The sequence below is a fragment of the Brevundimonas sp. genome (assembly GCF_035627055.1).
Lineage (GTDB): Bacteria > Pseudomonadota > Alphaproteobacteria > Caulobacterales > Caulobacteraceae > Brevundimonas.
On the sequence record NZ_DASPMM010000014.1, the window covers coordinates 15,309 to 34,656 of the forward strand.

17 protein-coding genes are annotated in these 19,348 nt (G+C 71.0%); 5 read left to right on the forward strand and 12 right to left on the reverse strand.

The annotated features are described in order from the left end of the window. Positions 1 to 18: 18 nt before the first annotated feature. The gene (locus VEA98_RS06125; protein WP_324811810.1) at positions 19 to 978 is read right to left on the reverse strand and encodes a M28 family peptidase; all 960 of its coding nucleotides are present in this window, start codon (positions 976 to 978) and stop codon (positions 19 to 21) included. 151 nt (positions 979 to 1,129) lie between these two features. Here VEA98_RS06125 and ligA point away from each other — a divergent pair, with 151 nt between their 5' ends. After that, positions 1,130 to 3,469 (forward strand): NAD-dependent DNA ligase LigA, encoded by a 2,340-nt coding sequence (ligA, locus tag VEA98_RS06130; protein WP_324811813.1) that lies wholly within the window; start codon positions 1,130 to 1,132, stop codon positions 3,467 to 3,469. Here the strand turns inward: ligA and VEA98_RS06135 are convergent, their stop codons facing one another. The 6 genes from VEA98_RS06135 to VEA98_RS06160 form a co-directional block, all read right to left on the reverse strand. Beyond that, entirely contained in the window at positions 3,470 to 5,275 is a 1,806-nt protein-coding gene (locus VEA98_RS06135; RefSeq protein WP_324811815.1) for an aspartyl protease family protein, read from the reverse strand. After that, on the reverse strand, positions 5,272 to 6,138 hold the full coding sequence (locus tag VEA98_RS06140) for a TrmB family transcriptional regulator (protein WP_324811817.1): 867 nt from the start codon (positions 6,136 to 6,138) through the stop codon (positions 5,272 to 5,274). The genes VEA98_RS06135 and VEA98_RS06140 overlap by 4 nt, the downstream gene beginning before the upstream one ends. Before the next feature lie 54 nt (positions 6,139 to 6,192). Then, positions 6,193 to 7,182, reverse strand: a complete 990-nt coding sequence (locus VEA98_RS06145) for an aldo/keto reductase (RefSeq protein WP_324811820.1) — start codon at positions 7,180 to 7,182, stop codon at positions 6,193 to 6,195. 64 nt (positions 7,183 to 7,246) lie between these two features. Further along, a complete protein-coding gene (locus tag VEA98_RS06150; protein ID WP_324811822.1) occupies positions 7,247 to 9,058 on the reverse strand; it encodes an aminopeptidase P family protein in 1,812 nt (603 codons plus the stop codon). A 214-nt stretch (positions 9,059 to 9,272) separates the two neighbouring features. Next, on the reverse strand, positions 9,273 to 9,779 hold the full coding sequence (locus tag VEA98_RS06155; protein WP_324811825.1) for a hypothetical protein: 507 nt from the start codon (positions 9,777 to 9,779) through the stop codon (positions 9,273 to 9,275). A gap of 55 nt (positions 9,780 to 9,834) precedes the next feature. Then, positions 9,835 to 10,704 carry a 50S ribosomal protein L11 methyltransferase gene (locus VEA98_RS06160; RefSeq protein ID WP_324811827.1) on the reverse strand — a complete coding sequence of 290 codons (870 nt, stop codon included), beginning with the start codon at positions 10,702 to 10,704 and terminating at the stop codon, positions 9,835 to 9,837. A 94-nt stretch (positions 10,705 to 10,798) separates the two neighbouring features. Here VEA98_RS06160 and VEA98_RS06165 point away from each other — a divergent pair, with 94 nt between their 5' ends. Next, complete coding sequence (locus VEA98_RS06165) at positions 10,799 to 11,269, forward strand: hypothetical protein (RefSeq protein ID WP_324811830.1); 471 nt, start codon at positions 10,799 to 10,801, stop codon at positions 11,267 to 11,269. An 88-nt stretch (positions 11,270 to 11,357) separates the two neighbouring features. Here VEA98_RS06165 and VEA98_RS06170 read toward each other — a convergent pair whose 3' ends face one another. The 3 genes from VEA98_RS06170 to VEA98_RS06180 all read right to left on the reverse strand — a co-directional run bounded on the left by VEA98_RS06170 (position 11,358) and on the right by VEA98_RS06180 (position 13,138). After that, positions 11,358 to 11,570 carry a DUF3126 family protein gene (locus tag VEA98_RS06170; protein ID WP_324777196.1) on the reverse strand — a complete coding sequence of 71 codons (213 nt, stop codon included), beginning with the start codon at positions 11,568 to 11,570 and terminating at the stop codon, positions 11,358 to 11,360. A gap of 75 nt (positions 11,571 to 11,645) precedes the next feature. Continuing rightward, complete coding sequence (gene cysE, locus VEA98_RS06175) at positions 11,646 to 12,467, reverse strand: serine O-acetyltransferase (RefSeq protein ID WP_324811831.1); 822 nt, start codon at positions 12,465 to 12,467, stop codon at positions 11,646 to 11,648. A gap of 20 nt (positions 12,468 to 12,487) precedes the next feature. After that, positions 12,488 to 13,138 (reverse strand): NUDIX hydrolase, encoded by a 651-nt coding sequence (locus tag VEA98_RS06180; protein WP_324811833.1) that lies wholly within the window; start codon positions 13,136 to 13,138, stop codon positions 12,488 to 12,490. Between the two features lie 45 nt (positions 13,139 to 13,183). On the opposite strand from VEA98_RS06180, the gene VEA98_RS06185 reads away from it, so the two are divergent. Further along, on the forward strand, positions 13,184 to 13,786 hold the full coding sequence (locus tag VEA98_RS06185) for a nitroreductase (RefSeq protein WP_324811836.1): 603 nt from the start codon (positions 13,184 to 13,186) through the stop codon (positions 13,784 to 13,786). A 3-nt stretch (positions 13,787 to 13,789) separates the two neighbouring features. On the opposite strand, the gene hutI is transcribed toward VEA98_RS06185, so the two are convergent. Together hutI and VEA98_RS06195 are read right to left on the reverse strand one after the other, a co-directional pair. Next, complete coding sequence (gene hutI, locus VEA98_RS06190) at positions 13,790 to 14,992, reverse strand: imidazolonepropionase (RefSeq protein ID WP_324811838.1); 1,203 nt, start codon at positions 14,990 to 14,992, stop codon at positions 13,790 to 13,792. Continuing rightward, a complete protein-coding gene (locus VEA98_RS06195; protein ID WP_324811840.1) occupies positions 14,989 to 15,876 on the reverse strand; it encodes an agmatinase family protein in 888 nt (295 codons plus the stop codon). The genes hutI and VEA98_RS06195 overlap by 4 nt, the downstream gene beginning before the upstream one ends. A gap of 181 nt (positions 15,877 to 16,057) precedes the next feature. On the opposite strand from VEA98_RS06195, the gene hutU reads away from it, so the two are divergent. Then, complete coding sequence (gene hutU, locus VEA98_RS06200; RefSeq protein ID WP_324811841.1) at positions 16,058 to 17,725, forward strand: urocanate hydratase; 1,668 nt, start codon at positions 16,058 to 16,060, stop codon at positions 17,723 to 17,725. 2 nt (positions 17,726 to 17,727) lie between these two features. Next, on the forward strand, positions 17,728 to 19,254 hold the full coding sequence (hutH, locus tag VEA98_RS06205) for a histidine ammonia-lyase (protein ID WP_324811844.1): 1,527 nt from the start codon (positions 17,728 to 17,730) through the stop codon (positions 19,252 to 19,254). The last annotated feature ends 94 nt before the right edge of the window (positions 19,255 to 19,348 follow it).

The following is a 19,348-nucleotide window of genomic DNA, read 5'->3' on the forward strand; positions in this document are numbered from 1 at the left end:
GCCCTCCCCCTATCCGTCCTAACGGTCGAGCGCCCGGTCGAGGGCCCGGAATGAGGCGATCGACAGTTCCGTGGCGCTGATGAACACGGACGGGGTGATCCGCTCGAAGTCATCCGAGGGCCGGTGGTAATCCGGGTGGTAGTTCACGCCGAGGTACAGGAACGGAACCTGGGCGTGATGGAAGGCTGCGTGGTCGGAGGCGTCGACCCAGTTGTCCTCGCCGGTGTCCTGCGGCGTGTCCTTGCCGAAGGCCAGGGCGACCGCGCCATTGGCCGGGACCGACTCGAGGATCGGCCGGAAGGTCGGATTCTGGTAGGTCCCGGTGACCCACAGCTTGCCGTCCGTCTCGGCGCGGGCGGTCATGTCGAAATTCAGGTTCATCGAGACGGACGTCAGCGGCACCGGCGGCGCCTCGACGAAATGCCGGGCCCCCAGCAGGCCGCGTTCCTCGCCGTCGAGGGCGACGATCAGCACGCTATGTTCGGGGGCCTGGCGCTTCAGGTCGGCGGCGAGGGCCAGCATGGTCGCGACGCCCGAGGCGTTGTCGTCCGCGCCGTTGAAGATCTGGGCGTCGTTGACGCCGACGTGGTCGTAGTGGGCGGTGACCACGATGTATCGGTCGGTCACCCGCGTGCCCGGAATGACACCGATGACGTTGACTCCGTTGAAGGTCTTCGGCCCTTCGCGGGTGCGGCCCTGCATCTCCCACGGCTGTTCGCGGCCCATCGGCGGCGCGGCGACGCCCAGCGCCTCGAGCCGGCCGATGATGTAGGCGCGCGCCATCGCGCCGCCCGGCGCGCCGGTGTCGCGGCCCTGCATGTCGTCGGCCGCCAGGATGCGGACATCCTCGAGCAGCTGGGCGTGCATGACGGACGGTTCGGGCGCGGCGACCGTGACCTCCGGCGCGGTGCTCGAGCAGGCGCTGAGCAGCAGGGCGGCGGCGAAGGGCGAAAGGATGGCGAGGCGAAGGTGGCGCATGGAGATTCCCTTGGAGCGGCCACAGGCTAGCAGGCCAGACCGGCGGCGTCAGGTTAAGCTCGTGTCATGACGCGGGAAACGGACGGCGCCCTCGCGGCGTTCGCCCCGGATGCTAGAAGTCGGCCGAAATGATGGAGCGAATGCGATTCCCATGGCCGACACCGCCGTCGATCAGCTGACCGAAGCGCAGGCCCGGGAGGAGTTCACCCGGCTGACGGCCGAGCTGGCGCGCCACGACGCCCTCTACCACGGCCATGACGCCCCGGAGATTTCGGACGCGGCGTATGACACCCTGAAGCGGCGGGCGCTGGAGATCGAGAGCCGCTTCCCCGAATTGACCATGGCCGACTCGCCGTCGCAGGTGGTCGGAGCGGCGGTATCGAGTCAGTTCGCGCCGGTGCGGCACGGGGTGCCGATGCTGTCGCTGGACAACGCCTTTGATGAGGCGGAGGTCAGGGACTTCGCGGCCCGCATCCGCCGCTTCCTGAAACTGCCGGGCGACGAACAGATCGCCTTCGTCGCCGAGCCCAAGATCGACGGGCTGTCCGCCAGCCTGCGCTACGAGAACGGCGTGCTGGCCCGCGGCGCCACCCGGGGCGATGGCAAGACCGGCGAGGACGTCACGGCCAATCTTCGCACCATCGCCGATATCCCCGAGCGCTTGGCCGGCTCCGGGTGGCCCGCCGTGGTCGAGGTGCGCGGCGAGGTCTATGCGCCGAACGACGCCTTCGACGCCTTCAACCGCGCCGCCGAGGCGGCTGGGTCGCGGACCTACGCCAACCCGCGCAATTTCGCCGCCGGATCGCTGCGCCAGAAGGATGCGGCGATGACGGCGCAGCGGCCGTTGCGGTTCTTCGCCTACGCTTGGGGCGAGATGTCGGAGCCATTCGCGCAGACCCAGTGGGAGGCGCTTCAGGCGCTTCAGTCGTGGGGCTTCCCGGTGAATGACCGGTCGCGACGAGTCGAGGACGCGGCGGGGCTGATCGCCCTCTACGACGGCCTGCAGGCCGACCGGGCTTCGCTCGGCTATGACATCGACGGGGTGGTCTACAAGATCGATCGGCTGGACTGGCAGGAGCGGCTCGGCTTCGTCGCACGGACCCCGCGCTGGGCCATCGCCCACAAGTTTCCGGCGCAGCAGGCGCAGACCGTCCTGGAGGGCATCGACATCCAGGTCGGGCGGACCGGGTCGCACACGCCGGTGGCGCGGCTGCATCCGGTGACGGTCGGCGGCGTGGTGGTGCGCAATGCGACGCTGCACAACGCCGACGAGATCGAGCGGCTGGACGTGCGCATCGGCGATACTGTGATGCTGCAGAGGGCCGGAGACGTGATCCCGCAGATCCTCGGCGTGGTGGATGCGAACCGGCCGGGTCGGGGCGAGCCGTATGCGTTCCCCCACATCTGCGTCTGTCCGCTGAGGACGGCGCTGGTGAAGGAGACGACCGCGTCGGGCGTGGAGTCGGTGGTGCGGCGCTGCACCGGGGAACTGGCCTGTCCGTTCCAGCGGATCGAGCATCTGAAACATTTCGTCAGCCGCCGGGCCTTCGACATCGAGGGGTTGGGCGAAAAGCAGCTTGTCGCCTTCCATGAGCGGGGCTGGATCAGCCAGCCGGCGGACATCTTCCGGCTGGCCCGCGACGAGGCCAAGCTGGACGCGCTGCGGGCCGAGGACGGCTACGGCGAGACCAGCGTGCGCAACCTGGTGGCGGGGATCGACGCGCGGCGGACCATCGCGCTGGACCGGTTCATCTACGGCCTCGGGGTGCGGGACATCGGCGAGCAGACCTCGATCGTGCTGGCGCGGGCGTTCGAGACCTGGGCCGCATTCGAGGCGGCCTGCCTCGCGGCGGCCGAGGGCTTGCCGAGCGAGGACTGGGTGCGGCTGTCGGAGACCCATGCGGTGTCGCCGCGGGTGATCGCCCAGCTGGCGGAGGCTTCGCCGCCGGCGGAGGATCCGTGGCCGGAGGCGCCGCTGGACCAGAAGATCGCCCTCGCCTTCCCCGGTCTGGCGGCGCCGGCGCGGCGAGGGCTCGGGACGCTGGCGGAGGACTGGGCCGGGCTGGCAAGGCTGGCGGAGGTGGCGCGGAGTGAGGGGCCGTCCGAGGGGCTGGGGCAGATCGCCGGGGTTTCGGGCGTCGGGCCGGTGGCGGCGCGGGCGTTGGCGCTGTTCTTCAGGGAGACCCACAACCGGGCGATGGTCGAGGCGCTGGTGGCCGAACTGGACCGGATCGAGGACGCGGAGAAGCCCAAATCCGACACGGCGGTAGCCGGCAAGACGGTGGTCTTCACCGGCGCGCTGGAGCGGTTCACGCGGGACGAGGCCAAGGCCAGGGCCGAGACCCTGGGGGCCAAGGTGTCCGGCTCGGTCTCGAAGAAGACCGACTACCTCGTGGCGGGTCCCGGCGCCGGCTCCAAGCTGGCGGAGGCGCAGAAGCACGGCGTTCAGGTGCTGACCGAGGACGAGTGGCTGGCCCTGACCGGCGGCTGATCAGTAGAAATCCCGGCTTTCGAGGGTGCGGCTCTCGCCGCCCTCGAGCGTCAGGCGCACGGCGCGGCCGGCCGGCCCTGTGACCACGGCCCGCAGCGCCGGCGCGTCGAGATCGGCGGCCGCCACACCGTCGATGGCGGCGATCCGTTCGCCGCCCGTCCAGCCGGCCGCCGCGGCCGGCGAGCTCGGCGACACCCGCTGGACGACGATGACCCCGCCCTCCTTGCGCAGGCTCAGGCCAAGCCGGTCTCGCGCGAAGGGTTGCGTCAGGCTGGCGGAATCCGCGCCCAGCCAGATCCGGCCGCCGCCGAAGTCGGTGACCAGCCGAAAGCGGCCGAGCACGCCCATGCCGACATTGCCAGCGGCGCGGTCGCTGTCCACCGCCGAGGGGCCCGCGGGCGGAAAGACGGTCGGTACGTCGCGAATCTCGAACCCGGCAAGTTCGATCGTGCCGAGGGTGGCGATGCCGCTCTCGCGCATGCCGCCCACGGCGCCGGACATGACGGTCGAGGCGGGACGGCCCTCCAGCAGGCCTTCAGCCGCGGCATAGGCCGGATAGACGATCAGCGAGCCTCCGTTGCCCGTGTCGAAATCAAACAGCGCCGGGGGCCGGCCCTCGACGGACAGGGGTACGGCGCGGATCGCGCCGGTCGAGACCAGCGGGACCTCGACCAGGCCTTCCGGCGCGGCGAACCCCTCGCGCTCATGGAAGGCGATCAGGCGGCCGGGAAAATCGATGTCGATGATCAGGCCGTTGAAGGCGTCCTTGCCGAGCACGACCGGCAGCGGACGGCCGATCGCCTGGCCGACGGCGGCGAGGTCGATCACGGCCACGGTCCGGTCCGGGAAGGTGATCCCGTTCAGATCGATGGTCACTCCCTGGGCGAATTGGGCGGAGCCGACGCCGCCGGTGCCGACCGCCGCGACCTCACCGCTGGCGGCGAGTCCGAGCTGTTCGGCGAAGGCCTTGTCGAGCACGGTCATCTCGGCGCCGCTGTCGAGCAGCACCTCGGTCTCGACGCCGTTGATGGTGGCGGGGATGTAGATGCGGACGCCGGCGAACAGGTCGAAGGGCATGAAGCCGCTGGAGGCGTCGCCACCGTCGATGACATGGGCCGCGGCGTGGCCGGGGCGGGCGAAAGCGTCGTCGGGCAGGTCTGGATTGGCGTCGACGGTCGTCCAGCGGATGGCGCCTTCCGCGCCGTCGGCGGAAATCTCCGCGAACGGCATCCGCACGCCCTCGACCATGCGCCAGTCCTCGAAGCGAACGAAGGCCTCGCGCCGGTCGCGGACCCGTCTCAGGCCGTAGAGGGCGCCGGTCGCGGGTTCGATGTAGAGCTCGTGGACGTCGTCATCGCCGAAATCGACGGCGACCACGGCGTATGTCCTCCCGTCGCGGGTGCCGTCCGGCTTGCGGTCGAGCCGGGAAGGGTCGTCCAGCACCGCCTCGAACATCAGCAGGGCGTCGCGGCGCAGATCCTCGGCCGTGGCGGCGGCGATGTCCTCGATCTGGCCGGCGGGGGTCAGGGTCCATCCCTCTGCGCCTCGGCGGGCGCTGGCGGTGCGGACGACGCCCAGGTCGATGTCGCGGCGCAGGTCGCCTTGGGCGGTGGCGATCTGTTCGATCGTGCCTTCCAGGCCGGAGCCGGCCAGGACGCCCACGGCGCGAACGGCGCTCAGCTGCTCGAAGGCCGCCCCGCCGCGCCAGGCGCGATAGCGGTCGAGCACGGCGGTCGGGTCGTCGGCCCAGGCGCTCACCGGGAAGGCGAGCAGGATCAGGGCGGCGGCGAAGGGGGCGCGTCTCATGCGGAGACCTCGTGACTGTCGAGCGAGAGGGAGAGTGGTTCGGGGCCGATCAGGGCGCGGAGGCCGCGGGGGGCGGCGCGCAGCAGCGACAGCCCGGCCAGCGGCTCCAGGGCGTCCGAGGCGACGCCGGTGAGGCGAATCTCGGCCGAGAGGCCGCTGTGCTGCAGGCAGCTGAGGTAGGCGCTGTCGCTCCAGATGGCGCGACGCACGCCGTCCATGGCGGGGGTCATCAGGGCGACCAGATGCTCAGCGGCGTCGACCACGAGGCTGAGCTGCGCCCCCGGCCATCGGTCGCGGGCGACGCCTTCGCCGGCCGCCCGGCGGGCGATGACGCCGGCGATCGACTCGACCGGGCCGTAAACCAGGCCGGCGACGGTGACGCCGCGGGCCGCAGTGGCTTCGAGCGGTTCGCGCAGGGCGGCCAAGGGGGCGTCGAAGAGGTCGAAGAGGACAATGTCCTTCGCCGCGGCGAGCATGGCCCGGGCCCGTTCGAGGACCTGGTCGGGATCGGCGATCTGGTAGAGGCGGTCGTCGGCGGGGGCGACGGCGAGATTGGCCAGCCGGCGTTCCGCCTCGGCCTGGCGGTGAGCGAAGGATCCGCCGAGGACGGCGAGCAGTTCGGCGGGGCGGGCGGCGCGCCAGGTGCGAGGCTCGGTCTCGTCGACCAGCACCGCGGCCTTGCGGCCGAGGGCGGCGAGGGCCTGATAGACGTTGGGCGGGGCCTTGCCGACGAGTTTGGCGAGGCGGTAGCCGGTGGCGGGCCCGCTGGCCAGCAGGGCGCAATAGACCCGGGCCTCCAGGTCGGTGAAGCCCAAGGCCGTCAGGGCCTGTTCCGCCTCGTTCTGGTCCGATGTTATTTGCATTTGCAAATACTATCGCCGGCGGGAGGCGGCGGGCCAGTTAAATCGCGGTAAGGCTCAGCGGTTCAGCGCCCCCCGGGCCGCTTCGGCGTAGCGGTGGCCGGAGGCGGCGCCCTTGGGGAAGACCGCGTCGATGCGGGCGAGGTCTTCCGGCGTCAGGGTCAGGTCGACGGCGGCGGCGTTCTCTTCCAGCGTGCGGATGCGGCGGGTGCCGGGGATGGGGACGAGGTGGTCGCCTTGCGCCAGCACCCAGGCGAGGGCCAGCTGCGCGGCGGTGACGCCCTTGTCGGCGGCGATGTCCTGCACCGCCGAGACGAGGTCGAGGTTCTTCTGAAAATTCTCGCCCATGAAACGGGGATTGGAGCGGCGGAAATCGTCGGGCGCGAGATCGTCGATCGATTTGATCTCGCCGGAGAGGAAGCCGCGGCCGAGCGGGCTGTAGGGGACGAAGCCGATGCCGAGTTCGTCGCAAGCGGCCAGCAGCTCGTCTTCGGGCTCGCGGCTCCACAGGGAGTATTCGGTCTGCAGCGCGGTGATCGGATGGGTTGCATGACCGCGGCGCAGGGTCTCGGGCGCGGCTTCGGACAGGCCAAGGAAGCGGACCTTGCCCTCGCTCACCAGTTCGCCCATCGCGCCGACAGTCTCCTCGATCGGCGTGTTCGGGTCGACGCGGTGGAGGTAGTAGAGGTCGACGTGGTCGACGTTGAGCCGCTTGAGGCTGCCCTCGATGGCGCGGCGGACGTTGGCGGGCGATCCGTCGACGGCCAGGGCGGTGCGGTCGGCGTTGTAGCCGATGCCGAATTTGGTGGCGATGAAGGCCTCGTCGCGCCGGCCGGCCAGCGCCTTGCCGACCTGAATCTCATTGGTGTGCGGGCCGTACATCTCGGCCGTGTCGAAGAAGGTGACGCCGAGGTCGAGGGCGCGGTGGATCACCGCCGTCGCCTGCCCCTCGTCCGAGGCCTGGCCGTAGAAGGCCGCCATGCCCATGCAGCCGAGGCCGATGGCGGAGACCTCGGGGCCGGCCTTGCCGAGACGACGGGTTTTCATGAAGGCGCTCCTGCGGTCTGCAGCGCTTCAGGTCGTGGCCCCCGGCCCGTTTCGCAAGGCCCTGTCAGAGCGGCGCGGCCGCCGCCTTCAGCCAGTCCAGCGCCTGCCCATCCAGCAGCGGCCCGACCTTGGCCAGCGTCTCGGCGTGGTAGGCGTCGACGTAGGCGCGTTCGTCGGGGGTCAGCAGGGCGACGTCGATCAGCCTGCGGTCCAGCGGGGCGAAGGTCAGCTGTTCGAAGCCGTGCATGGGGCGTTCGCCGCCGGGGATGGGCGCGGGCGGGGTGACGACCTGCAGGGTCTCGATGCGGATGCCCCAATGGCCCTCGCGGTAGTAGCCGGGCTCGTTGGAGACGATCATGCCGGTCAGCAGGGGCTGGGTGTTGGCCATCTTGGCGATGCGTTGCGGACCCTCGTGGACGCCGAGATAGGAGCCGACGCCGTGGCCGGTGCCGTGGTCGTAGTCGAGGCCGGCCATCCACATGGGCAGGCGCGCCAGGGCGTCGAGCTGGTGGCCGGTCGTGCCCTCGGGGAAGCGCACCACGGCCATGGCGATATGGCCCTTGAGCACGAGGGTGAACATGCGGCGCTGGTCGGCGGTCGGGTCGCCGACGGCCATGGTGCGGGTCACGTCGGTGGTGCCGTCCAGATACTGGCCGCCGCCGTCGACCAGCAGCAGGCTGCCCTTTTCGATGCGGCGGATCTTGTCGCCGACCGGCTTGTAGTGCGGCAGGGCGCCGTTGGGGCCGGCCCCGGCGATGGTGTCGAACGACAGGTCCTTCAGGGCGCCGGTGGCCTCGCGGAAGCCTTCCAGAGCCTCGGCGATCTCGCGCTCGGTGGGGAGGGCCTGCTGGGCGACCGTGTCGACCCAGTGCAGGAAGCGGGTCAGGGCGGCGCCGTCGCGGATGTGGGCCTGACGGCTGCCCTCGATCTCGACCAGATTCTTGCAGGCGCGCGGCAGGGTGCAGGGGTCCATGGCGCGGACAATGGTCGCGCCGGCGGCCTGGAGGCGATCGAAATACCAGGCGGAGGACTGGCCCGGATCGATCAGGACCGGCTGGTCGGACAGGGCGTCCAGCGCCTGCGGCAGGGCCTCGGGGGCTTCAAGGGTGACGGAGTCGCCGAGCCAGCCGGGCAGTTCATTGGTGACCTTGCGCGGGTCCATGAACAGCCGCGCCGTTCCGTCGCCGCGGACGACGGCCTGCGACAGCGGCAGCGGGGTGCGGATGACGTCGCCGCCCCGGATATTGAACAGCCAGGCGATGGAGGCGGGAGCGGTCAGGACGGCGGCTTCGGCGCCGGCGTCGCGGATGGCCGCGCCGATGCGGGCGCGCTTGGAAGCGCTGGTCTCGCCGGTGTAGCGGTCGTCGTGCGGGACCACGGGGGCGGCCGGCTGGGCCGGGCGATCGTCGCCCCAGGCGAGGTCGAGGGGATTCGGCTCGACGGGCTTCAGGGTGGCGCCGGCCTTGTCGGCGGCGCGCCTCAGGGCCGCGAGGGAGTCCGGGCTGTGCAGGCGCGGATCGTAGCCGATGACGGCGCCCCTCGGGGCGGTCTCGAGCCAGGCGGCGACGCCGTTGTTCTCGAGCGAGCGGATTTCGAACTGCGCCGGATCGACCTGGGCGCGGACCTGCACCGTGTAGCGGCCATCGGCGAAGACGGCGGCGCGGTCCTTGAGCACCACGCCCGCGCCGGCCGAGCCGGTGAAGCCGGTGAGCCAGGCCAGCCGGTCGTTGGCCTCGGGCAGGTATTCGTTCTGGTGCTCGTCTTCGTGCGGGACCAGCAGGCCGTCGAGGCCCTGCTCGGCCATCTTCGCCCGGACGAGGGGCAGGTGTTTCGCCCCGAAGGACGGGTCGGTGGTGTCATCGAAGGACTGGCGCATGGGCGGTAGATAGCCTTGGCGCCCACGATTGGGAAAGGGTGACGGCAGGCACGACATCCGAAGCAGCGACCAGGAGGGGCGGCGGCGGCAGAGGCGGGTTTGCGCCGGACTGCCTGACCGCCTGCGCCGCCCCCTCCTGATGGTCGCTGGCGCGCCAATCCGTCTTCCCCTTTCGCCTGACGCGAATGGGGAGGTGAACCCGGTCCGCGGCTTCTCAGTTTTGCGGCGAGGTCGGGGAGACGACCGGCGTGTCCGGCGACGACGAAGGCGCCGGGACGGGCACGGGGACGGGGACCTCGCGCTCGATGATGACGGGATCGGCGGCGCGGGCCTGGGCGGCGCGGGCCTCGGCGGCGGCGACGGCGGCGTTGGCGTTGGCGCGGGCGATATCGACGCTGGCCTGGGCGCCGGCGACCTGACCGGCGACCAGCGCCTGATCGGCCTGGGCCTGGGCCTCGGCCGCGTCGAGGCGGGCGTCGAGCAGGGCTTCCTCGGTATCGGGCGCGCCGCCGCGGGCGAACAGGATCCACAGCACCGCCAGCAGCACCAGGCCGCCGAGAATGCCGGCGATCCACCAGCCGGTGTTGGAGTCGCGGACCACGACCCGCTCGACCGTCTCGGTCACCACGCCCGGGCCGGTGACGACGGTCTCCACGGTTTCGAGGTGGTCGCCCGGATCGACGGGACGGCGCGGATCGAGGTTCGGATCGTACTGGGTCACGGGCAGTCCTCCATTGGACTGGCGCAACGGCTGCGGTTGCGGTCCGTTCCGCCCGTTAACCCACCCTGCGCAGGACCAGCGCGCTCCAGGCGTCGCGGCGAATACGGCGCTCCAGCACGAAGCCGCGCGACAGGTAGGCGGCGGTGACGCGGCGTTCCTGGGTGCGGAGCAGGCCGGACAGGATGGCCACCCCGCCGAGCGCCAGCGCCTCGCGGATGTCCTGCGACAGGCTGACCAGCGGCGGGGCGAGGATGTTGGCGAAGACGAGGTCGTAGGGCCCCTGCCCGCGCACCTTGCGGTCGTTGAGGCCAGAGGCGTGGACGAAGCGGGCGTTGGCGTGATTGAGCTTCGCGTTCTCGTTGGCGATGCGCACTGAAGGGGCGTCGATGTCGGTGCCCAGCGCCACCCTTGACCCGGTCCGGGCGGCCGCGATGGCCAGCACGCCGGTGCCGCAGCCGACGTCCAGCACCCGTTCGAAGCGTTCGCGCTTGAGCAGTTCGTCGAAGGCCAGCAGGCAGCCGACGGTGGTGCCGTGGTGGCCGGTGCCGAAGGCGGCGCCGGCGTCGATCTTCAGATTGACGGTGTTCTTCGGCACCACGCCCTGGTCGTGGGCGCCGTAGATGAAGAAGCGCCCGGCGCGCACCGGCGGCAGGCCCGACAGGGACATGGCCAGCCAGTCGGCGTCGGCCAGCTTCTCGACCAGGACGGTCAGGCCGTCGTGGGTGCGCAGCCGCGTCTCGATGCCCCGCGCATCGTCTTCATCATTGGGAAAGGCGTCGATCCGCCATATGCCCCGGTCCTCGTCTTCCTCGAGGATCGAATAGGTGGCGCCCTCCAGCAACGGGTCTGAATCCAGAGAGGCGGCGGCGGCCTCCGCGATCGCGCGCGGACCCCTCGCTATTATTTGAACTGCGGACTCGGACATTTCTCAAACACCGCTATCATGACGAATCGAGACACGCGCTGGCGTGCGCTCCACCGCCAGCATCAACCAACTGAACCGAGGGGTCGGGGAAACCATGGCTAAAGCACCGTCCAAGCCGAGCACCGCCAAACCGAAGGCGGCGACCGCCGCTTCCAAGCCGAAACCGGCGGCAAAGTCGAGCGCCGCGAAGCCGACGGCCGCGAAGGCTCCGGCCAAGACCGCCGCGCCGAAGGCCGCCGCCAAGCCGGCCGTCGCCAAGAAGCCGGCCGCCAAGTCGGCTCCGAAGGCGGCCCCGAAGGCTGCCCCGAAGACCGCCGCTCCCAAGGCCGCCGTGAAGAAGCCGGCCGCCAAGGCCGCCGCGCCGAAGGCCGCGCCCAAGGCCGCCGCTCCCAAGGCCGCTGCTCCGAAGGCGGCGCCGGCGGCCAGGCCCGCCGCCGTTCCGGCCGCCGCCCCGGCTCCGAAGCCCGCCGCCGCTGTTCCGGCCCCGGCGACCGCGGCCAAGCCGGCCGAGAAGAAGGGCTTCCTGACCGGGCTGCTCGACGCGATCTTCGGCAAGACCAACTGATCCCCGGCTGAAAACCGGACCTGAAACGACGAAGCGCCGGAGGATCGCTCCTCCGGCGCTTTTTCGTGCGCGCTCGTTGTCGGGCGGCTCAGGCGTCCGGCAGGTCTTCCGCCAGGATGGCCATCTCGAACATGAAGCTGCCGGCCTCGTCCTCGTCCTCGAAGACGACGCCGATGAATTCGTCGCCGACATAGACCTCGGCCGAGTCGCTGGGCTTGCCGCGCGGCTTCAGGATGATGCCGCCCGTGTTGAAGGTGCGCTTCAGGTGCGTCTCGACGCGCTTCATGTCGGCGGTGTTCATGCTCGGCCTCAGGTCTGTCTTGAGCGGCGGACCCTAGAGAAAGGGCCGCGGGAGGGGAAGGCCTCGCGGCCCCGCCTAGATGACGAAGTCGTAGACGATGTCGGCCAGGGTGTGGTCCATGGTCCGGGCAGGGGCGGCCTCGGTCGGGCAGTTGACCAGACGCGCGGGGACGCCGGCGACGGTGCAGCCCGCGGGGACCGGCTTGAGCACCACCGAGCCGGAGGCGACCTTGGCGTAGTCGCCAACCGTGATGTTCCCCAGCACCTTGGCTCCGGCGCCGAGCAGGACGCCCTTGCCGATCTTGGGGTGGCGGTCGCCGCGCTGGGCTCCGGTGCCGCCGAGGGTGACGGCGTGCAGCATGGAAACGTCGTCGCCGACGACCGCCGTCTCGCCGATGACGATGCCGGTGCCGTGGTCGAGGAACAGGCCGGCGCCGAGGCGGGCGGCCGGGTGAATGTCGACTTGGAAAAGCTCGGACATGCGGCTCTGGAAATGGAAGGCCAAGGCGTCGCGGCCCTGGTTCCACAGCCAGTGGGCGACGCGGTGGCCCTGCAGGGCCTGGAAGCCCTTGAAGTAGAGGAAGGGCTGCAGCAGCGACTTGATGGCCGGGTCGCGCTCGGCGACGGCGCGCAGGTCGGCCTCGGCCGCGGCGACGATGGACGGGTCGGCTTCGAAGGCGTCGCGGCAGATCTCGCGCACCGACATGGCGCCCAGTTCGGCGTCGCCCAGCTTGCGGGCGATCTGGAAGCCGAGGGCGGCGGCGAGGTCGCCGTGCGACAGGATCACCGCGTTCATCTGCGAGGCTAGGTGCGGTTCCGCGCGGGCGGTTTCGTCGGCCGCGGCGCGCAGCTGCGCCCAGGTGTCCGGGCGCGCGGCGACGACTTCGAGCTGGGGCATCCGGGTCTCCTTCGCGGGCATCATACGCTCGCCAGCATGGCCTTCGCCAGTTCGGGCGGCAGTTCGCCCTCGCGGGCCATATGGTAGGCGCGCAAGGTCGTGGCCACGGTGAACATGTCACGGATCGAACCGCGGCCGATCTCGCGCAGCAGATCGCCAAAGGGGACGCGGGCGACGCGGATGACCTCGGTCGGGTCGGGAGCCAGGGGGGCGGGCTGGAAGTCCCAGGCGATCCAGGCGATGGCGCGCTCGTCGGTGATGGAGTTGGCCATCTCGACCTTCAGGGCTTCGCGCCAATGGGCGGCCTTGAGCCCCGCCTCCTCGGCCAGCTCGCGGCGCGCGCCCTCCAGCGGGTCCTCGTCGAAGGGGGCGCCGCCCTCGGGCATCTCCCATGACCAGTTCATCAGGGCGAAGCGCTGCTGGCCGACAAGCGTCACCGCGCCGTCTTCGTGGACCGGCAGGACGCCGACCGACAGGTTGCGCGGGCGCATGACGACATAGTCGGACTGGTGGCCGGTCGGAGCGGTGGCCGGATGGCGGGTCAGGCGCATCCACGGGTTCTCGAAGATCAGGCTTTCGCCGGCGCTGCGCCACGGCGGCGGGCGGTCGTCGGGGTCGTCCCAGCCGGGGGTCGGGCGGTCGGCGTCGAAGGCGTCGCGGGAATCTGTCATGGCCCGGATATGGCGCACGGGGACGCGGACGACTAGCTAGACCGCATGTCCGATGACGATCTGGGCCAGGCCCTCCCCCTCCCCGTTCCTTCGCCCGAGATGGAGGCCCGGCTGGCGGCGCGCCGCTCGGCGCCCGCCCAGGCGCTGACGGGCCCGGGCCCCTCGCCGGCCGAGGTGAAGCGCATTCTGACGCTGGGAGCGCGATCGCCGGATCACGGCAAGCTGTTCCCGTGGCGGTTCACGGTCATGGGGCCCGAGAGCCGGGCGGCGCTGGCGGAGCAGTTGCGGCCGCTGGCGGAACGGCAGGCGGACCCCGGCAAGGCGGCCAAGGTCCTGTCGAAGCTGACGGCGCCGCCTGTGAGCATTCTCGTCGTTTCAACGCCGGTCGAGGGCCACAAGGTGCCGGTGTGGGAGCAGCAGCTGTCGGCGGGGGCGGTGTGCATGAACCTGGAGCATGCGGCGAACGCGCTGGGATATTCGGCGAGCTGGATCACGGACTGGTACAGCTATGACCCGCAGGCGCTTGAAATGCTGGACGTTCAGGCGGGCGAGCAGGTCGCTGGCTTCATCCACATCGGCACGCTGCCGGAGGCGCCGCTGGAGCGGCCGCGGCCGGATCTGGCGGCGAAGGTCGTCTGGCGCGCCTGAGGCTCAGGCGGCAACGCCGCCGAGATAGCGGCGGTGCAGCAGGGGCTTGCCGAGCCAGTAGCAGAGCTCGGCGGGGCGCTCGATGTCCCAGACCGCGAGATCGGCGGCCTTGCCGGGTTCGAGGGTTCCGGTCTCGTGTTGCAGGCCCAGCGCCCTGGCGGCGTGGCGGGTGGCGCCGGCGAGGGCCTCTTCGGGCGTCAGGCGGAACTGGACGCATGCGAGGTTGAGCGCCGCGGTCATGGAGGCCACCGGCGAGGTGCCGGGGTTGCAGTCGGTGGCGACGGCCATGGCCACGCCGTGGCGGCGCAGCAGATCGAGCGGCGGCGGGGTTGTCTCGCGCAGCATCAGATAGGCCCCGGGCAGGAGAACGGCGACGACGCCGGCCTCGGCCATGGCGCGGATGCCGGGCTCTGTGGTGTGCTCGATGTGGTCGGCGGACAGGGCGCTGTATTTCGCCGCCAGGGCGGCGCCGCCCCCGTCGGACAGCTGGTCGGCGTGCAGCTTGACCGGCAGGCCGAGGGCGCGGGCCCGGTCGAACAGGCGGGCGACCTCGTCGGTGGAGAAGGCGATGGGCTCGCAATAGGCGTCGACGGCGTCAACGAGGCCCTCGGCGTGGGCGGCGGGGAGGATTTCATCCACAGCCTTGTCCACATAGGCGGCACGGACGGCGCGATGCTCGGGCGGGACGGCGTGGAGGCCGAGGTAGCTGGTGCGGACGCGCACGCCGGCCTCGCGGCCGAGGCGGCGGGCGACGCGCAGCATCTTCAGCTCGGTGTCATGGTCGAGGCCGTAGCCGGACTTGATCTCGACGGTGGTGACGCCGGTGGCCTTGAGGCCCGCGAGCCGGGTCAGGGCGGAGGCGTAGAGGTCGTCCTCCGAGGCGGCGCGGGTGGCGGCGACGGAGAAGACGATGCCGCCGCCGGCGCGGGCGATCTGCTCATAGGTGGCGCCGCCGAGCCGCTGCTCGAACTCGCCGGAGCGGTCGCCGCCGAAGACCAGGTGGGTGTGGCAGTCAATCAGGCCGGGCGTGACCCAGCGGCCGTCGAGGCGGTGAGTTTCCACAGCGTTGTGCACAGGCAGGTCGGCGCGGGGCCCGGCCCAGACGATGCGGCCGCCCTCGATCAGCAGGGCGCCGTCGTCGATGACGCCGTAGGGCTGGCCGCCCTCCACCATGGTGGCGAGGCGGCAATCGGTAATGAGGATCATCGCGTCTCGAACCCGGCGAGCAGTTCGCAGAACCAGCGGCCGGCGGTCAGGGAGCCGAGGTCGCCGAGCTCGAGCGAGGGGTCGTATTCGGTGAGGTCGACGGCGCGGACCTTCGGATGGGCGCCGATGAGGCGGGCGGCGTCGAAGAAGTCGTGGACGGAGACGCCGCCGGGGCGGGCGCCGGGCGAGGCGGGCCACTGGCTGCGGTCGATGACGTCGATGTCGAAATCGACGTAGATCGCATCGCACAGGGCCGAGAGGCGATTGAGTTCGGCGGCGACGACGGCGGCGAGGCCCTGCTCGCGGCAATCGCGGGCGGTGCGGACGGAGATGCCGGCGGCCCTGGCCTTGTCGTGGGCGCGGCGGGTGTTGGCGAAAGGGGCGAGGCCGACCTGGCTGATGCGGCGGCCGTCGAGACCGTCTTCCAGCACGGCCTGGACCGGATTGCCGTTGGTCAGGCCATGATCGGTGTCGCGCAGGTCGAAATGGGCGTCGAGGGTGAGCAGGCCGACGCGGTCGAGGCCGAGGGCGTGGACGCCCGGACGGGTGATGGCGTTGTTGCCGCCGATCAGAACGGTCAGGGCGCGCGCCCCCTGCCCCGCCACGGCGGCGCGGACGGGTTCGAAGGCGTCTGCGGGGGAGACCGCCTTCAGCGGCACATCGCCGGCGTCGTGGACGCGGGTGGCGAGCTCGGCGCCGGTCTCGACGTCATAGGTCGAGAAGCGCGGCAGGACGGCGCGGAAGGCCCTGGGACCGAGGTCGCAGCGCCCGGGCGTCAGGGAGCGCTCGTTGAGGCCGGCGCCGATCAGGGCGACGGGGGCGTCGGGGTGATTTCCGAGCAGGTCCGCAATGGAGCGCCAGCCGAGGGCGTCTGAGTCGGTCATCCATCCACATAACCCCTTCTCCCCTTGCGGGAGAAGGTGGCAGCCGAAGGCTGGCGGATGAGGGGTCGCACCGGAGGCGGCCTCGTCGACGGAAACGCCCATCCGGCGGAGAGACCCCTCATCCGACCTCGCTGCGCTCGGCCACCTTCTCCCGCAAGGGGAGAAGGGGCTAAGAGGAGCCATGACGACTCAACAGAACACCCGCGTCATCCGCAGCCCGCGCGGCCCCGAGATGACGGCGAAGACCTGGGCCGCCGAGGCGGCGCTGCGGATGCTGATGAACAACCTCGATCCGGAGGTGGCCGAGCGGCCGGAGGACCTGGTGGTCTATGGCGGGATCGGCAAGGCGGCGCGGGACTGGGCGTCCTTCGACCGGATCGTCGACGAGCTGCGCGCGCTGGAGGCGGACCAGACGCTGCTGGTGCAGTCGGGCAAGCCAGTCGGGGTGTTCCGCACCCATGCGGATGCTCCAAGGGTGCTGATCGCCAACTCCAATCTGGTTCCGAAATGGGCGACCTGGGAGCATTTCAACGAGCTCGATCGCAAGGGGCTGATGATGTACGGCCAGATGACGGCCGGCTCCTGGATCTACATCGGCACCCAAGGCATCGTTCAGGGCACCTACGAGACCTTCATGGAGGCCGGACGCCAGCACCACGGCGGCGACTGGGCCGGCAAATGGATCCTGACGGCGGGGCTGGGCGGCATGGGCGGGGCCCAGCCTCTGGCGGCGACCATGGCGGGGGCCTCCTGCCTCGCCATCGAATGCCAGCGCAGCCGGATCGAGATGCGGCTGAAGACGCGCTACCTCGGTGTCATGGCCGAGACGCTGGACGAGGCGCTGGCGCTGCTGAATGAGTCACTGGAATCGGAAAAACCGATATCCATCGGGCTGTTGGGAAATGCCGCTGACTTGTTGCCTGAGCTCGTGAAGCGCGGCGTGCGGCCCGATCTGGTGACCGACCAGACCTCGGCGCATGACCCGGTCAACGGCTATCTGCCGGCGGGCTGGAGCGTGGCCGAGTGGGAGACGAGGCGGCAGAGCGATCCGGCGACGGTCGAGGCCGCGGCGCGCAAGTCGATGGCGGTGCATGTGCAGGCCATGCTGGATTTCCATGCCCAGGGCGTGCCCACCACCGACTACGGCAACAACATCCGCCAGGTGGCCTTCGACGAGGGCGTCGAGAACGCCTTCGACTTCCCCGGCTTCGTGCCGGCCTATATCCGGCCGCTGTTCTGTCGGGGCATCGGCCCCTTCCGCTGGGCGTCGCTGACGGGCGACCCGGAGGACATCCGCAAGACCGACGAAGCCATGAAGCGGCTGTTCCCGGACAATGCGGGCCTGCACCGCTGGCTGGACATGGCGGGCGAGCGGATCGCCTTCCAGGGGCTGCCGGCGCGCATCTGCTGGATCGGGCTGGGCGACCGGCACCGGGCGGGGCTGATGTTCAACGACATGGTGGCGTCGGGCGAGCTGTCGGGACCGATCGTGATTGGGCGGGACCACCTCGACTCTGGGTCGGTGGCGAGCCCGAACCGCGAGACCGAGGCGATGATGGACGGGTCGGACGCGGTGTCGGACTGGCCGTTGCTGAACGCCCTGCTGAACACGGCCTCGGGGGCGAGCTGGGTGTCGCTGCACCACGGCGGCGGGGTCGGCATGGGCTATTCCCAGCACTCGGGCGTGGTGATCGTGGCGGACGGCACGCCGGAAGCGGCGAAGCGGCTGGAGCGGGTGCTGTGGAACGACCCCGCGACGGGGGTGATGCGCCATGCCGACGCGGGCTATGAGATCGCCAAGGACGCCGCGCGGGCCAACGGCCTCAACCTGCCGAGCCTGAAGGCCTGACGATGAAACTCACGATAGGCCAATCCCCCCTCACCCTCGCCCAGCTGCGGGCGGTCCTTGAAGGGCCCTGCACGGTCGAGCTCGCGCCCGCCGCCTGGACCGCCGTCGAGCGCGGCGCCGCCGTGGTCGCGGCCATCGTGGCCGAGGGGCGGACCGTCTACGGCGTCAACACCGGCTTCGGCCTGCTGGCCAACACCTCCATCGCCACCGACGACCTCGAGACGCTGCAGAAGAACCTGGTGCTGAGCCACGCCTGCGGGGTCGGGCCGCTGTTGGACGACGCGGTGGTGCGGCTGCTGATGGTGCTGAAGATCGCCTCCCTGTCGAAGGGCGCATCGGGCATCCGGCGCGAGACGCTGGAAACGCTGATCACCATGGTCAACGGCGGGGTCATGCCGTGCGTTCCATCGAAGGGCTCGGTGGGCGCCTCGGGGGACCTGGCCCCGCTGGCGCACATGAGCTGCGTGCTGATCGGAGTCGGCGAGGCGCGGGTGAACGGCGAGACGATGCCCGCCGAGGCGGCGCTGGCCACGGTCGGGCTGAAGCCCATCGTGCTGGGGCCGAAGGAAGGGCTGGCGCTGCTGAACGGGACGCAGTGCTCGACGGCGCTGGCGCTGGCCGGGCTGTTCGCGGCCGAGGCGGCCTTCGCGGCCGCGGTGGCCGCCGGGGCGCTGTCGGTCGACGCGCTGAAGGGCTCGGACGCGCCGTTCGACGCGCGTATCCATGCGCTGCGCGGCCAGCCGGGTCAGATCGCGGTAGCGGCGCGGCTGCGCGAGCTGATGAGCGGCTCGGCCATCCGGGAGAGCCACCGCGAGGGCTGCCACAAGGTGCAGGACCCCTACTCCCTGCGCTGCCAGCCGCAGGTGATGGGAGCCGTGCTGGACGTGCTGAAGAGCGCCGCCGCGACGCTGGAGCGCGAGGCCAATGCCGTGACCGACAACCCGCTGGTCTTCATCGACGAGGGCGACGTAATCTCCGGCGGGAACTTCCATGCTGAACCCGTTGCTTTCGCGGCGGATCAGATCGCCATGGCCTTGTGCGAGATCGGCAATATCTCCGAGCGGCGGACATCCATTCTCGTCGATCCGAAGATGAGCGACCTGCCCGCCTTCCTCGTGCGCGAGAGCGGTCTGAACTCGGGTTTCATGATCGCCCAGGTGACGGCGGCGGCGCTGGTGGCCGAGAACCGGATGGTCGCCCATCCGTGCAGCATCGACACCGTGCCGACCAGCGCCAATCAGGAAGACCACGTCTCGATGGCGACGCACGGGGCGCGGCGGCTGCTGGACATGGCCGAGAACACCGCGACGGTCGTGGCCATCGAGCTGCTGGCCGCGGCGCAGGGGATCGAGTTCCACCGCCCGCTGACCTCGTCTGCGGCGCTGGAGCGGGTGTTCGGGATCGTGCGGGAGGCGGCGGCGGCCTATGGGTCGGATCACTATTTCGCGCCGGACATCGCGCGGGCGACGGACGGAGTCCGGGCGGGCCGGTATCGGGCGTTCGCGGGGGATCTGCTGCCGTCGGCGTGATCCACACCGCTATCGTCATCCTCCGACGAGCGAAGCGAGATCGGGAGACCCAGCGGCGCGCGAGAGCGCGAAACTGTCGCGGACAGCCTGCCTG